This is a genomic window from Methylobacterium sp. FF17, from assembly GCF_025813715.1.
Classification (GTDB): domain Bacteria; phylum Pseudomonadota; class Alphaproteobacteria; order Rhizobiales; family Beijerinckiaceae; genus Methylobacterium; species Methylobacterium flocculans.
The window spans coordinates 2,430,955-2,445,722 of record NZ_CP107532.1 but is presented as its reverse complement, the minus strand read 5'-3'; the positions used below and the strand labels follow the sequence as shown (position 1 = coordinate 2,445,722).

Sequence of the window (14,768 nt, the reverse complement as noted above, 5' to 3'; positions counted from 1 at the left end):
GGGCCCTGCGAAAGAGAACGGCCGCTTGCACGCAACGGATCGCAGCCCGGAACCGCCCGCATGGACTCCGGGATCATGGGCGCGGGGCTACAGCGCCGCACCGGGCCTGCTCACTGGACCGGATCCAATGCCCGGCTTAAAGCTCCCCGGGTCGGCTGCGCGACCGAATTCACTGGTGCCCGCGAGCCCCTTTCGTCGAGACCCCCGCCCATGCAGCCCGTCGACATCCTGATGCTCAAGGCGATGCATCCCGGCGTGATGTCGGCGGTCGAGGCGCGCTTCACCCTGCACCGCCTGGATCTGGCTCCGGACCCCGAGGCGTTCTTCCAGGAGATCGGCCCGCGCATCCGGGGCCTCGCCACCGGCGCACAGGCCCCCGTGGACCGAGCCCTGATCGCGCGCCTGCCGACGCTGGAGATCGTCGCGAGCCTCGGCGTCGGCTACGACACCATCGACACGGGGGCGGCGCGCGAGCGCGGCATCGTCGTGACGCACACGCCCGACGTGCTCACCGACGAGGTCGCGGACCTCGCCCTCGGCCTGCTGCTGGCGACGGTGCGCCAGATCCCGCAGGCCGATCGCTACCTGCGGGCCGGCCACTGGCCGCGCCAGACCTATCCGCTCACCCCGACCCTGCGCGGGCGCACCGTCGGCATCCTGGGTCTTGGCCGGATCGGGCGGGCCATCGCCACGCGCCTCGAAGGCTTCGGCGTCGCCATCGCGTATCACGGCCGGCGCCGGCAGCCGGGGGTGGCGTATGACTATCATCCGACCCTGCTGGGCTTGGCCGAAGCCGTCAACGTCCTCCTCGTGGTGGCCCCGGGCGGCCCGGAGACGACCGGCCTCGTGGACGCGGCGGTGCTGGAGGCCCTCGGACCACAGGGCCTCGTAGTGAACGTGGCGCGCGGTAGCATCATCGACGAGGCGGCGCTGATCCAGGCGCTACAGGCAGGGACGATCCTCGGGGCCGGACTCGACGTGTTCGCGCGCGAACCGCACGTGCCTCCGGAACTCATCGCCATGGAACACGTGGTGCTGCTGCCGCATGTGGGCTCGGCCTCCGTCCACACCCGCGCCGCCATGGGCAAGCTCGTCGTGGACAACCTGACGGCCTGGTTCGACGGCCGCGGGCCGCTGACGCCGGTGCCGGAGACGCCCTGGACCACCCGGCCATGAACCGCATCCCGCTCACCCTCATCCTCGCGCTTCTCACGGGTTCGGCCGCCGCCCAGGAGACGGCACCAGATCCGGAGGCTGCTCCGCAGGCGCCCTTCGTCGCGAGCCTACCGGCCGACATCGCGGGCGTGCCCGGGACCTGGGATTTGTCCCGGGACGGCAGCACCCGGCGTTGCGTCATGACTCTGTCGGGAGAGAGTGGGCCGGCGGGCCGGCGCCTGTCCTTCCCCGCCGGCTGCCGACGGGCGCTGCCCATCCTTTCCGGAGTGGCGGGATGGCTGTTCACGGACGGAAACATCCGGCTCGTGGACAAGGATGTGCGTCCGGTGCTTCAGTTTACCCGGCGGGCCGATGCCCGGAGCCTCGTCGCGCCGGGCGCGGGCGACGAAAGCTTCAGCCTCGTGCCGCTCCAAATCATCGCCATGATGCCGCCGACCGAGGCGGTGCCGACGAGTCCGGGAGCGGGCAGCGCCGCGCCGGACACGCGGGTCCCCGTCGCAGCGCGGGCGGAGACCGGCGCGACGGGCGACGCCCCGCGCCCCGGAACCTACGCCCTCGACCGCTTCCGCGAACAGGATGTCTGCCGCATCGAACTGACGGAGGCCGCCCCGCCGGCGCCGGTGCGTATCCTCGACGCGTGCCGCGACAGTGGCCTGTCGGTCTTCGATCCGGTGTCCTGGCGCTTCGACAAGGGCCGCCTCACCCTGATCGCCCGACGGGGGCACGTGGTTTCCCTCGTGCCCACGGAAGATGGACGCTGGCGCCGCGACCCGGAGGTCGGCACCACCTTCATCCTGCGTCGGGTGGATGCCGCCGCACCCTGACCGCCCCCCCTCGCGATTGCCTGATCGTCAATGCCGTGCACCGTCGCCGCCCTGTACAAGTTCGTCGCCCTGCCCGACGTGGAAGCGTTGCGGACGCCGCTCCAGACCCTGTGCGCGGATCTGGCCATCACCGGCACGCTGCTGCTGGCGCGTGAAGGCCTCAACGGTACCGTGGCGGGCGCCCCCGGCGCGATCGACGCGCTGCTGGAGTCCCTGCGGACCGGACCGCTCTTCAGCGGCCGCCTGCAGGACCTGGATGTCAAACTCTCGCGGGCCGAAGCGGCGCCGTTCGGTCACCTCAAGGTGCGGGTGAAGCGCGAGATCGTCACCTTCGACGACGGCGCCACCGATGCGACGCAGGCCGGCCTTCCCGTCGCGCCGGACGCCTGGAACGCGCTCCTCGACACGCCGGGCCTCCTCCTCATCGACACGCGCAACGCCTTCGAGGTGGCGCTCGGCACGTTTCCGGGCGCGGTCGATCCGGGGATCACCCGGTTCAGCGCGTTCCGCGACTACGTCGACCGGCTCGATCCGGCGGCTTACCCCTGCGTGGCGATGTTCTGCACCGGCGGTATCCGCTGCGAGAAGGCCGGCGCCTACATGCGGGCGCGGGGATTTGCCGATGTGCGCCACCTCGAAGGCGGAATCCTGCGCTACCTCGAAACCGTACCCGATGCCGAAAACCGCTGGCGCGGCGACTGCTTCGTCTTCGACGGGCGCATTGCGCTGGGCCCCGCCCTGGTGGAGCGCCCGGACCACGCGCCGGAGACCCTGCGATGACAGAGCCGAACGATCTCGTTGCCCGCATCGACGCGCTGGAGATGCGGGTGACCGAGCAGGAGGTCACCATCGACGACCTCAACGCCACCATCACCGCGCAGTGGCGCCAGATCGACGCCCTCACCCGGCAGATGGCCAAGCTCGTCGAAGAGGTGGAGGCTGCCGCCAGCCGCCCCGGCACGGGGGCACCGGAGCCCCCGCCCCCGCATTACTGAGCGGGCACGAGGCTTTCTTCGGGCCAAGGCGCGGCCCCTCCCCCCTATGCGGAAAGCGGCCAGGTGGGGAGGCATCGGGGCCGATGTTTACTCGACGGATCGCGAGCCGGCCTCGAGGGTGGGAAGCCTACCCCGCGACGCTCGCCTGGCTGACGAACTTCGTCGTGAGATACGCCTCCAACGCCTCCGCGCCGCCTTCGCTGCCGTAGCCGGAATCCTTGACGCCGCCGAAGGGCGTTTCCGGAAAGGCGAGGCCGTGATGGTTGATGCCCACCATTCCACTTTGCACCCGTGCCGCGACCGTGACGGCTCGGGTCGCCGAGCGGGTATAGGCGTAGGCCGCCAGGCCGTAGGGGAGCCGGTTGGCTTCCGCGTAGGCGGCCTCGTCGACGGTGAAGCGCTGGATCAGCGCGACCGGGCCGAACGGCTCCTCGTTCATGATGCGAGCGCTCTGCGGCACGTCGCAGAGCACGGTCGGTTCGAAGAAGTTGCCCCGGTTGCCGATCCGCTTGCCGCCGGTGCGCAGATCGGCCCCCCGCGCCACCGCATCAGCGCAGAGTGCCTCCATCGCCTCCAGGCGGCGAGCATGGATCAGCGGACCCATCGTGGTCTCCGGGTCGAGCCCGTCGCCGACCCGGCGTCCTTCCGCGAAGGCTACGAAGCCGTCCCGGAACCGGTCATAGACGGCCTCGTGCACCAGCATCCGGGTCGGCGCGACGCAGACCTGGCCGGCGTTGCGGAACTTGTTGGCCCCGAGCACCGCCACAGCGGTCTCGACGTCGGCATCCTCGAACACGATCGCGGGGGCGTGGCCACCGAGCTCCATCGTTGCCCGCTTCATGTGCCGGCCCGCCAACGCCGCGAGTTCCTTGCCCACCGGGGTCGAACCCGTGAACGACATCTTGGCGATGACCGGGTGCGGGATGAGGTAGCCCGAGATCGCAGCCGGATCGCCGAACACCAGGGAGAGCACGTCACCCGGCACGCCGGCATCGAGGAAGGCGCGGATCATCGCGGCACAGCTGGCCGGAGTGTCCTCCGGCCCCTTCAGGATGACCGAGCAGCCGGCACCGAGGGCGGCCGCCACTTTGCGTACCGCCTGATTGATCGGAAAATTCCAGGGCGTGAAGGCGGCGACCGGACCGATGGGCTCGCGGAAGACCATCTGGACGACACCGTCGGCGCGGGCCGGGATGATCCGGCCATAGGCGCGCCGGCCTTCCTCCGCGAACCAGTCGATGACGTCGGCTCCCGCCAGGGTCTCCACCCGCGCCTCGGCCAGCGGCTTGCCCTGCTCCAGAGTCATGATGCGCGCGATATCCTCGACCCGGGCGCGCAGGAGGTCGGCGGCGCGGCGCAGGACCTTCGACCGCTCGAAGGCCGAGACCTTGCGCCAAGCCGCGAAGCCGCGCTCGGCGGCGGCCAGCGCCCGGTCCAGGTCCTCCCGGGTCGCGACGGCGAGCGTGCCGAGGGTCTCGCCCGTGGCCGGATTCAGTACCGGAAGGGTCTGCCCGCCGGAACCATCGGCCCAGGCTCCGGCGATGTGCAGGGTCACGTTCGGATACGTCATCGGCGGCTCCCGTCTGGACGTGGAGCCCGGCTTGTCCGCCGATCCCGCGGCTGCCGCAAGCCTCTTCAGGCAGCGATGCGCTCGGCTCCCGTCTCGGACCGGCTGACGATCACGGCGCCACCGCGCCGGGCCTGGAGCGTGGCGCCCTTCGGCACCACCTGCCAGCCGTCCCGACAGCCGTCGATCGGCTCGGAGACGACGACGAGGCCGGTCTCGGTCTGGCGATAATAGAGGCTCGGCGGAGAGCCGTCGCAGGCCCAGCGGAACGCGGTCAGGGTTTCCCCGTCCGTCACCACGGCGGTGAAGCGCAGGGGTTCGCTGGCCTCGGCCGCCCGCATCAGGTCGCGCACGGTGGACAGGGTCTTGGCCATGGCGCCGACCGGATCCTCAGCGAGGCCATTGGCGAGGGCCAGGAGGAAGATCGCCTCGGAATCGGTGGTCCCGCGCCGGTCGTCGTAGAGCGCGTCGGGAATCAGCGCCTCGATCCGCCGCTTGATGCGATGATAGCCGCCGACCTGTCCGTTGTGCATGAACAGGTGACGGCCATGGGCGAAGGGGTGGCAGTTCGCGCGGGTGGTGGCGGTGCCGGTGGACGCCCGGACATGGGCGAAGAACATCCGCGCGCGAACCTGCTGACAGAGGTTGACGAGGTTCTCGTCCGACCAGGCCGGGCAGACGTCCCGATACAGGCCCGGATCGACCCGCTCGCCGTACCAGCCGATGCCGAAGCCGTCGCCGTTGGTTTCCGTCTTAGCCTCGGCCGCGTGGAGCGACTGATGGACCAGCGAGTGCGTCGGTGCGCAGACGAGGTCGGTCAGGAAAACCGGCTCACCGGAATAGGCGAGAAAACGGCACATGACTGGCAAACACCCCTCAGTTTCCGACGACGTCCCGATCATGGGACGGATGCCTCCGTCCAGCCCCGCGAAGCATCGCCCGTCGACGGCAAGGCCTCGAACTTCTCCGGGGCATTGAACTTCCCCAAGCCTTTGAACTTCTTCGCCGAAGAGCTTCGACCCGACGCGGTGAATGAAAAGTTAACACACCGTGCGTTCCGCGGCCTTCGACCCCGCGCCATGCAAGAGGCGCACCGCATCGCCGGCTGGAGAGATTTACCCCGAACGGGCCGGCAGACATTGCGCACGCGACGCCGGCGGGAATGCGGCGGCGGTCTCGAAAGCGGATGTGGGAACCGCATTGCCGGGTCAGCGATTCGGACTCTTGCCGAGCATGATGTGTCGGCGCAGCATCGGTGCGGAAGAATCAGCGCGGATCGTGTGGAGCGTCCGGGGCGTGGCGCTCCGCCTGTGGCGTCCCTATACCCCCGCCCGGCTCGCGCTGCCCCATACGCGCAGAGGAGACTCCATGGATCGCTTACACGCCGACTGTCCGATCGCCCTCGTGGTGGAAGACGATGCCGAGGTGCGAAACCTCGCCGCCGCCGTTCTCGAGGAGACCGACCTCGACGTCATCGCCTGCGCCAGTGCGGAGGCCGCGATCACGGTCCTTGAGCGTTCGGGCTGGCAGGTCGCGCTGCTCTTCGCCGATGTTCGCCTCGGACCAGGTATGGACGGAGTCGCCCTGGCGACGACGGTCGAACGGCGCTGGCCGGACGTGCGGGTGGTGCTGACGTCGGGCGGCGATGCCCCCGCCGTCGACAGCCTGTCGGCGCAGGCGGTGTTCATGCAGAAGCCCTGGCGAGCCCTCGATGTCCTCGTTCAGGCCGAGCACGCGACGATGGCCGCGCGGGCGGCGTAACCCGGTTCCCCTGATCGTCCACGGGATGCAGTACTCCCGGGACGACACGTAGCCGTGTCCCGGCGGGCGGGCGTCGTCCCGAGGCTGTGTCGTTCGCCCATGACGAAAAAGCCCGGTCGCAGTGCGACCGGGCTTTTTTGGGAGCCACGTCTCACGATCGGAGCGCCGTGATGACGCTCCGAAACGGAGATGGTTAGGCGCTGGCGGGAGCCGGTGCCACGGAGGGAGCCGAAGGCGCGAACGGCGAGCCGCCGGGACGACGGGGCGCACCGGCACCGAAACGGGGCTTCGGCTTCGGAGCGGCGATCAGGCCCTCGCGGATGGCGGTCTTGCGCGCCTGCTTGCGGGCGCGGCGAACGGCCTCGGCTTTCTCACGCGCCTTGCGCACGGAGGGCTTCTCGTAAGCCTTGCGCTGCTTCATCTCACGGAAGATGCCTTCACGCTGCATCTTCTTCTTCAGCACGCGGAGGGCCTGGTCGACGTTGTTGTCGCGAACGAGTACCTGCAACGGTTTCAATCCTCTGAAACGGTGTTTGTTGGGCGGCGCCGACCCTGAGACCCTCGCGGAGCCCCTCGACGCGAACTGCAAAACGTCCCGGACCCGGGATCTCACCCGGGCGGGACGTCCGTCAGACGGCCTCGAATCGGCGCAGAAACTGCACTAGGGGCAGGCTCATACACCAACCGATCGCGAGTTCCAACACGCCGCACAGGCTCGAATGACAATATCGCGCGATCGGTGCCGAGGCGTCCGGACTGGATCGCCCCTTGCCTCGAGCATCGGATGCGGCGACGGGAGAACCGAGCCGCACCACCGAACAAGAGACAGACCACCCTAAATTCAGACTAGATCGAGTTATAACAACAACTTAAAGGAGATTTCTAGAAAACAAAAATATCACCCCACAACTTAAAAGGATATCTACCTGATTTTTCGACCTGGATAGCCATCATGAATTCAGGAGTCCCTACCGAAAGCAAATTTTTAACATTTTGCAGAAAACTTGAGACAGGAACATGATCGCTCTTCAAAGCGACGGCTCCACGACATGGCAGTGGGAGCCGTCCAGGCTCCATCGACGGGGCGTTCGATGTTGGGCTTACGGACGAAGGCGACCCTTGAGACGAACGCGAAGCTCGCGGCACTGGACAGATCACAAGGCATCATCGAGTTCGACCTCGACGGGACGGTGATTACCGCCAACCCGAACTTCCTCGACGTCGTCGGGTACACACTCGCCGAGATCAAGGGCCGACACCACAGCCTCTTCGTCGACCCGAGCGATCGCGACACGCCCGAATATGCCGCCTTCTGGTCCAAGCTCCGTCAGGGCGAGTTCCAGGCAGCGCAGTACCGACGTTTCGCGAAGGGGGGCCGCGAGATCTGGATCGAAGCTACCTACAACCCGCTCTTCGATACGTCGGGCCAACCCTACAAGGTGGTCAAGTTCGCCACCGACGTCACGCGCCGGAGGATGCTGGACGCGGATCGGGAAGGTCAGATCACCGCCCTCAATAAGGCCCAGGCGGTGATCTCGTTCGACCTCGAGGGGCAAATTCTCGACGCCAACACCAATTTTCTGGCGGCCATGGGCTACACGCTGGACGAACTCGTCGGCCGGCATCACAGCCTGTTCGTAGACCCGGACGAGCGCCAAAGCCCCGAATACGCGGCGTTCTGGTCCAATCTGCGCCACGGCGAATTCCAGGCGGCGCAGTACCGGCGCATCGCCAAGGGGGGACGCGAGATCTGGATCGAGGCCTCCTACAATCCCATCCTCGACGCGAGCGGCCGGCCTTACAAGGTCGTGAAGTTCGCCACCGACATCACCGCGCAGGTGAACCTCCTGGCCGAGCTGCGCCAGTTGATCGAGCGGAATTTCGGCGAGATCGACGGGGCGGTACGACTGTCCGGCACGAAGACCGGCGCCGCCAGCGAGGCGGCCGAGACGACCGCCAGCAACGTTCAGACCATGGCGGCCGCCTCAGAGGAGCTTGCCGCCTCCGTGGCCGAGATCTCGCAGAGCATGGCCCATTCCCGGACAGCAACCGATCTCGCCCACGGCCAGGTCACCGCCGCGGCGGAATTCACCCAGACCCTGACGCAGGCCGCCACAGCGATGAGCAGCATCGTCGGCCTGATCCAGAACATCGCCGGGCAGATCAACCTGCTGGCGCTCAACGCGACGATCGAGTCCGCCCGAGCCGGCGAGGCGGGGCGCGGCTTCGCCGTGGTGGCGCAGGAGGTCAAGAGCCTCGCCAACCAGGCGGCGCGGGCCACCGGGCAGATCGCCGGCGAGATCGACCACGTGCAGGCCGTATCCAAACAGGTCGGGACCGCGCTCCAGGCCATCCAGGGCTCGGTCGAGCAGATGCGGGATTACGTGGTCAGCACGGCCGCGGCCGTGGAGGAGCAGAGCGTGGTCACGCAGGACATGTCGGGCAACATGCAACACGCGGCGGGTGCGGTCGCGGCCATCTCCCAGAACATCCAATCGATCTCGCAATCGATCGTCAGCGTGGGACAGGCCGTTGCGACGACCAAGGACGCTGCCCGCGTCCTCGCCCGCTAGAGCAATTTCCGCCGAAACGGATACCGATCCAGCGGGAAAGATCGCCTCAAAATCAAGGCTCAGGGCCGCCTCCAATCGCAATGCGATCGGAAGAGACTCTCGCGATGCGCGGGCTCATTCACCGGGGCCGGGCCAGATCCGCCAGGAGGCTGGCGGCGACCGTCGCCTTGGAGACCGTGAGACCGGAGGCGCTGACGGCCTCGAGGGTGGCACGGGTGTGGTCGAGGGTGGAACCCCGGCTCCTGCTCCAGGCGTCGACCGCCTCGGCTCCGGCCCCGACCGTATCGATGATCTCCGCCGTGAGTTGCCGATGCGCGGTGGCGATGTTGGACACCGCGCGCTCAAGGGCGATGCGGTCGAAGGTGTCGCCGGTTGCGACCCCGCGCGCGGCCGCCGCGAGGTCCGACAGGTGGAACGCCCGGTCGAGGGCGAAATGGGTCGCGGCGATATCGGGGATCGCCGCGCCGCCGGTCTCAGCCACCCAAACGATGTCCGGGGCGGAGGTCAGGGCCACCAGTGCCGCGAGGCGCCGGGCCGGACCCTCGCCCATGCCCTGCCCCACGAGTTCGGCCTCGCGGCGCACCAGCGCTTCACTCACGGCGTCCCCCATTACCTCCGGCAGCACCGCCTGGAGCGCGGCGATCCCCTCCCGGTAGCGAGCGACGATGGGAGCGATGTTGCCCGACAGGTCGAGGTTGCGGATGAACCAGACGATACGCCCGATGAGCAGGTCCTGAACCTCGGCGTAGAGGGCGATCTGCGCCTGCCCCCCGATGGTGCCCGTCAGCCCGTCGATGGCTTGGTTCAGCTCCATCAGCCCGTAGGCATCCCGTGTGATCGCGTAGGCCTTGGCGATGGACGCGGCATCCGCGCCGGTCTCGTCCACGAGCCGGGTCACCAGCGAGGGGCCGCCGCGGTTGACGATGATGTTGGACAGGGCGGTGCTGATGATCTCCCGGCGCAGGCGGTGGCCCTTGACCGCGTCGGGGAATTGCTGGCGCAGGGCGGCCGGGAAGTAGCGCTGCAATTCGCGGTCGAAGTACGGATCGTTCGGCACCGCGCTCGCGAGCAATGCATCGTAGAACGCGAGCTTGGCGTAGGCCAGGATGACCGCGTATTCCGGCCGCGTCAGCCCCTCTCCCTTGCGCATCCGCTCGGCGAGCGCCGCGTCGTCGGGCAGCAATTCGACGGTTCGGTCCAGGCGGCCCTCCGCCTCCAGGGCCTGCATGGTGCGCATGGCGAACCCGGTCTCGCCGAGGCCGCGATGCTGGGCGAGCGAGAGGGCCAGCGTCTGGAGCTGGTTGTTGCTCAGGACGAGGGCGGCGACTTCGTCGGTCATGGCGACGAGGAGAGCGTTGCGCGCAGCCGCGTCCAACCGGCCGTCGCGCTCCGGCGTCATCAGGGCGATCTTGATGTTCACCTCGACATCCGAGGTGTTCACGCCGGCGGAGTTGTCGATCGCATCGGTGTTGAGGCGCACGCCCTGGCGCGCCGCCTCGATTCGGCCGCGCTGGGTGGCACCGAGATTCGCCCCCTCGCCGATGACCTTGGCCCGCAGCGCCCGACCGGTGATGCGCACGGCGTCATTCGCGCGGTCGCCGGCCTCCTCGTCGGTCTCCGAAGTCGCGCGGATATAGGTGCCGATCCCGCCGAACCAGAGCAGGTCGACCGGTGCCTTGAGGATCGCCTGCATGAGTTCCGCCGGAGTCGCCTCGACGGCATCGATCCCAAGGACGGCCCGGACTTGGGGCGAGAGCGGAATGGTCTTCAGGCTGCGTGCGAACACGCCGCCGCCGGTCGAGATCAGAGCCGGATCGTAGTCGCGCCAGGACGAGCGCCCGAAGTCGAACAGGCGCCGACGCTCGGAAAAGCTCGCGGCGGCGTCGGGATCGGGGTCGAGGAAGATGTCCCGGTGGTCGAAGGCGGCGACGAGGCGCAGGCTCCGCGACAGCAGCATGCCGTTGCCGAAGACGTCGCCGGACATGTCGCCGACGCCCGCGACGGTGATCGGGTCGCTCTGCGTGTCGACATCCATCTCCTGGAAGTGGCGCTTGACTGCCTCCCAGGCGCCGCGCGCGGTGATGCCCATGCCCTTGTGGTCGTAGCCCTGGCTACCGCCCGAGGCGAAGGCATCGCCAAGCCAGTGGCCCCGTGTCGCCGAGAGACCGTTGGCGATATCGGAGAAGGTGGCGGTCCCCTTGTCGGCCGCGACGACGAGGTAGGCATCGTCGGGGTCGTGACGCACCGTATCTGCGGGCGGCACGATCGCATCGCCGACGATGTTGTCGGTGAGTTCGAGGAGGGTGCGGATGAAGATCCGGTAGCTCTCGGTGCCCTCTTCCAGCCAGGCCTGCCGGTCCGAGGCGGGCGGCAGGCGCTTGGGGAAGAAGCCGCCCTTGGCGCCCACCGGCACGATGACGGCATTCTTGACCTGCTGGGCCTTGACCAGCCCCAGGATCTCCGTGCGGAAATCCTCCGGCCGGTCGGACCAGCGCAGCCCTCCGCGCGCCACGTAGCCGTAGCGCAGGTGCACGCCCTCGACGCGCGACGAATACACGAAGATCTCGAAGAACGGGCGCGGCAGCGGCATTCCGCTGACCCGGGCGCACGCGAACTTGAACGCGATCGTCTCGCGAGCGCCGCCCTCCGCCGTCACCTGGAAGAAGTTCGTGCGAACGGCGGCCTCGATCAGGTTGACGAAGCGGCGCAGGATGCGGTCCTCATCGAGGCTCGTGACGGCAGCGAGGGCCGTCTCGATGCCGGTGCGAATCTCTGCCTCGCGTGCATCGCGGTCACCCGCCACAGCGGGGTCGAAGCGGGCGTAGAACAGATCCACGAGGGAGCGGGCGAGATCCGCATGGACGGCGAGTGTGGCGGCCAGGTAGTCCTGGCCGTAGCGGATCTGCAATTGGCGCAGGTAGCGGCCGAAGGCGCGCAGCAACGCGGCGTCGCGCCAGCTCAGACCGGCTTCCAGGACGAGGCGATTGTAGCCGTCTGACTCGACCTGACCCGCGCCGTAGGCCAGCAGCGCGTCCTCCAGGGGACGCTCCAGGCGATTGAGGTCGATGGCCGCTCCGGTCGCACGCTCCAAGAGCATGTCGTGAAGCCAGATGCGCGCCCCGTCCTCGCTGCCGGGCGGCAGGATGCGGTAGGTCCGTTCGTTGATGACGCGAAAGCCCAGGTTCTCCAGCACCGGAACCCGCTCCGACAGCGAGAGCGACGCCCCGAGCGAGAACACCTTCAGGCGGATCTGCGCCTCCGGGTCCGTGGCGCGCCGGACGATATCGACGGCGCGCGGGCGCGCGGGGCTCAGGCGCTCGAGGGTCGCGATGTCGGCGATCGCCGCGCGCGGCGTGAAGCTCTCGCGATAGGCGGCCGAGAAGGCCTCCGCGTAGCGCGCAGCGAGGGCGCGGGCCTGTGAACCCGCCACGGATTCGGCCAGGACCACGCGAAGCTCGTCGGCCCAGGTGCGCACCAGGGTCGCGATGCCCGCCTCCAGGGCAGCGGGGTCACGCTCGGGCGCCCCCGACTCGGGCAGGCCGATGATGTAGTGGGTGCGCGCGAGGGAACCGTCCGGAAAGTACGGGTAGGCGGCCGAGACCCGGCCGCCATATTCGGCGGCGAGATAGGCGCCGATCCGGACCCGGACGGTCGAATCGTAACGGTCCTTCGGCACGTAGACGAGGAGCGAGACGAAGCGACCGAAGCGGTCCGGACGCGAAAGCACGCGCAGGCGCGGCCGGTCGGCGAGGTGCGCGATGGCAAGGCTGAAGCGGTAGAGCCGGTCGTGGTCGATCTGGAACAGGTCGTCGCGCGGATAGGTCTCCAGCACGTCGAGAAGTCCGCGCCCCGCATGGCTCGTCGGGTCGAGGCCGGCCCGGGCCGCCACCTGCGCGACCTTCTCGCGCAGATAGGGGATGTCCCGCGTGGGCAGGGTGTAGGCGCTGGCATTGAACAGGCCGACGATGCCGACCTCGCGGACGAGCGTGCCCTCGGCGGAGAACAGCTTGCAGGCGATGTAGTCGAGGTGGGCGGAGCGGCGGACCCGCGACTTCACGCTGGCCTTGGTGATGATGAGGGCCTGCGGCCCGTCCAGGAACGCACGGATCTCGGGCGTCATGTCCACGAGGGCGCTGCCGCGCCGCAGCACCGCGACGGCGGGGTCGCGCAGGAGACCCAGGCCCGAGCCTTCGACCAGCGACGGTTCCGCTCCGTCGAGATCGTGCTCGCGCAGGCCGAGCGGGGTGAAGTGTCCCTCCTGGATCCAGTCGAGGAAGGCGCGCGCCTCCGCGACCTCGTCGCCGGGCAGCGGCGGGGGTGCGCTCGCGTAGAGCGCCGAGATCGCGCGGAGACGCTCGGCCATCGCATCGTGATCGTCGGTGGCGAGCGCCACGTCCTGGTAGACCCGGTCGAGGCCTTCGATGAGGCTGGTGCGGGCCGCGCCCGCATCGAGGCGGTCGAGGTGGATATGGATGAAGCTCTCGCGCGCGAAGCCCGCGTTGGTGTCGGCGGTCGTCTCCCCGACCACACGGACAAGGCGACCGGAGGCGTCACGTTCGACGCCGAGGATCGGATGCGCCACCAGGTACGGCGTGAGCCCCTGCCCGGTGAGTTCGGCGAGGGTCGAGTCGAGGAGGAAAGGCCGGTTGTCGTTGACGATTTCGACCACGGTCAGTTCAGCGGAACGACCGTCACGCTCGACCACGCGATCGCTCACCGACAAGGCGGCGGCCGAACCGATCCGGCGGGGCTCGGCCAGACGCGCGCGCGCCGCCAGGGCGAGATCCGCGAGGTTCTGCGCGGTATAGGGCGCGAGATCCTCCGGCGGCACGCGCCCGAACAGATCGGCGACGAAGCCGCCGGGACCGCTTCGGGCCTCGACTCTCTCGGCGGCCGCGCCCAGGAGATCCTTGGCGGCGCCCCGAGCCTCCGGGCTGGAGAGGGCTGCGTTCCGTTCCAGAGCCATGCGATGCTCTCCTTGTACGATCAACCTCGGGGCGGGCGGACAGAGCCGACCAGACCCCAGATGTCGGACCGTTTCGGTCATGCAGCGCTGGAACACCCACGTGGCGTCGCGAACGACCCTCGTGCCGTACCTGCCGCCCCCGCAACGGACGCATGACCCTGCGGTTGCCCCGCCGAGTCGGGCCGCACTTGAGCATCGGCTGATCCGAGTTTCCATCCGTGCCCGTGCCATTTGCCCGGGAGAAGCTACGACACGCAGCGTGTGTCAGGCATTTCGGGGTGGGCCGGAGGGATCGCCGCTTCGACGGCCCGCTCCAGCCAGGATAGCGCGTCGGTCAATATCGTCCGCCGGCTACGACGTTGGCGGACCCCATCGGATCGGGCCGAGCCATACGGCCGGTGAAGAAACCACTCGTGAACAGATATCAGGATGTCGATCCCGTTCTCGAAAACGGAGCCGCCCCATAAACGCACTCGGTCACGAATATTTTACAAAGCACGCCACGAAATACTTGAGAACATGCTCGCGCATGAATTGGAAATCCTGGATAGCGACTCGCCCATACGCCAGGATGGAAACTCCAGCATCTCATCGTTTCTGGGCTTCGCTGATTTGCCGTCGCCCTGCGCGCAGAACGCTCACGTCCGCGGGGCCGGGCGGGGTGCGGCGATATCCGGCACGATCGCTCCGGATCCCGCCTCAGCAAGGCAGGCCGTAGTATTCACGCCTGCCCGTCCCCAGCCCTCAGGGGCTTCGGCCAACGGCCCGATCATGCCGATTTTTCGCTCCGAGCAGTCAGCTTCCGGACATTGCGATTTTTGACACGGACTATTCGCTCCTCACAGACGTGCCCCACGCCAAGAAACACTGAAACCTATATGACACTGCCTGCAGTGGAACAAGATC

General features: G+C 68.5%; 10 protein-coding genes. 6 read left to right on the top strand and 4 right to left on the bottom strand.

The genetic code is table 11. From position 1 onward, the window contains the following. Positions 1–210: 210 nt before the first annotated feature. From OF380_RS11360 to OF380_RS11345, 4 genes are read left to right on the top strand one after another with little or no spacing between them, the layout of a single operon-like run. The gene (locus tag OF380_RS11360) at positions 211–1,176 is read left to right on the top strand and encodes a 2-hydroxyacid dehydrogenase (protein ID WP_264050864.1); all 966 of its coding nucleotides are present in this window, start codon (positions 211–213) and stop codon (positions 1,174–1,176) included. Then, complete coding sequence (locus tag OF380_RS11355; RefSeq protein ID WP_264050863.1) at positions 1,173–2,000, top strand: protease inhibitor Inh/omp19 family protein; 828 nt, start codon at positions 1,173–1,175, stop codon at positions 1,998–2,000. The genes OF380_RS11360 and OF380_RS11355 overlap by 4 nt, the downstream gene beginning before the upstream one ends. 30 nt (positions 2,001–2,030) lie before the next feature. Beyond that, positions 2,031–2,780 carry an oxygen-dependent tRNA uridine(34) hydroxylase TrhO gene (gene trhO, locus OF380_RS11350; protein ID WP_264050862.1) on the top strand — a complete coding sequence of 250 codons (750 nt, stop codon included), beginning with the start codon at positions 2,031–2,033 and terminating at the stop codon, positions 2,778–2,780. Beyond that, a complete protein-coding gene (locus OF380_RS11345) occupies positions 2,777–2,995 on the top strand; it encodes a SlyX family protein (RefSeq protein WP_264050861.1) in 219 nt (72 codons plus the stop codon). The genes trhO and OF380_RS11345 overlap by 4 nt, the downstream gene beginning before the upstream one ends. A 127-nt stretch (positions 2,996–3,122) precedes the next feature. Here OF380_RS11345 and OF380_RS11340 read toward each other — a convergent pair whose 3' ends face one another. Both OF380_RS11340 and OF380_RS11335 read right to left on the bottom strand, forming a co-directional pair. Continuing rightward, entirely contained in the window at positions 3,123–4,565 is a 1,443-nt protein-coding gene (locus tag OF380_RS11340) for an NAD-dependent succinate-semialdehyde dehydrogenase (RefSeq protein ID WP_264050860.1), read from the bottom strand. A gap of 65 nt (positions 4,566–4,630) precedes the next feature. Beyond that, a complete protein-coding gene (locus OF380_RS11335; protein ID WP_264050859.1) occupies positions 4,631–5,422 on the bottom strand; it encodes a class II glutamine amidotransferase in 792 nt (263 codons plus the stop codon). Positions 5,423–5,930: 508 nt separating this feature from the next. On the opposite strand from OF380_RS11335, the gene OF380_RS11330 reads away from it, so the two are divergent. Further along, a complete protein-coding gene (locus OF380_RS11330) occupies positions 5,931–6,323 on the top strand; it encodes a response regulator (protein ID WP_264050858.1) in 393 nt (130 codons plus the stop codon). 193 nt (positions 6,324–6,516) lie between these two features. Here OF380_RS11330 and rpsU read toward each other — a convergent pair whose 3' ends face one another. Further along, a complete protein-coding gene (rpsU, locus tag OF380_RS11325) occupies positions 6,517–6,831 on the bottom strand; it encodes a 30S ribosomal protein S21 (RefSeq protein ID WP_264050857.1) in 315 nt (104 codons plus the stop codon). A gap of 583 nt (positions 6,832–7,414) precedes the next feature. Between rpsU and OF380_RS11320 the strand changes: the two genes are divergently transcribed. After that, positions 7,415–8,896 carry a methyl-accepting chemotaxis protein gene (locus OF380_RS11320; RefSeq protein ID WP_264050856.1) on the top strand — a complete coding sequence of 494 codons (1,482 nt, stop codon included), beginning with the start codon at positions 7,415–7,417 and terminating at the stop codon, positions 8,894–8,896. Positions 8,897–9,014: 118 nt separating this feature from the next. On the opposite strand, the gene OF380_RS11315 is transcribed toward OF380_RS11320, so the two are convergent. Further along, positions 9,015–13,862 (bottom strand): NAD-glutamate dehydrogenase, encoded by a 4,848-nt coding sequence (locus OF380_RS11315; RefSeq protein WP_264050855.1) that lies wholly within the window; start codon positions 13,860–13,862, stop codon positions 9,015–9,017. Between the last annotated feature and the right edge of the window lie 906 nt (positions 13,863–14,768).

What these genes read in the sequence shown, in the direction of transcription:
- OF380_RS11315 (WP_264050855.1), bottom strand. Translation starts at nt 13,862, where the DNA reads ATGGCTCTGGAACGGAACGCAGCCCTCTCCAGCCCGGAGGCTCGGGGC.
- OF380_RS11345 (WP_264050861.1), top strand. Translation starts at nt 2,777, where the DNA reads ATGACAGAGCCGAACGATCTCGTTGCCCGCATCGACGCGCTGGAGATG.
- OF380_RS11360 (WP_264050864.1), top strand. Translation starts at nt 211, where the DNA reads ATGCAGCCCGTCGACATCCTGATGCTCAAGGCGATGCATCCCGGCGTG.
- OF380_RS11355 (WP_264050863.1), top strand. Translation starts at nt 1,173, where the DNA reads ATGAACCGCATCCCGCTCACCCTCATCCTCGCGCTTCTCACGGGTTCG.
- OF380_RS11320 (WP_264050856.1), top strand. Translation starts at nt 7,415, where the DNA reads ATGTTGGGCTTACGGACGAAGGCGACCCTTGAGACGAACGCGAAGCTC.
- OF380_RS11330 (WP_264050858.1), top strand. Translation starts at nt 5,931, where the DNA reads ATGGATCGCTTACACGCCGACTGTCCGATCGCCCTCGTGGTGGAAGAC.
- trhO (WP_264050862.1), top strand. Translation starts at nt 2,031, where the DNA reads ATGCCGTGCACCGTCGCCGCCCTGTACAAGTTCGTCGCCCTGCCCGAC.
- OF380_RS11335 (WP_264050859.1), bottom strand. Translation starts at nt 5,422, where the DNA reads ATGTGCCGTTTTCTCGCCTATTCCGGTGAGCCGGTTTTCCTGACCGAC.
- OF380_RS11340 (WP_264050860.1), bottom strand. Translation starts at nt 4,565, where the DNA reads ATGACGTATCCGAACGTGACCCTGCACATCGCCGGAGCCTGGGCCGAT.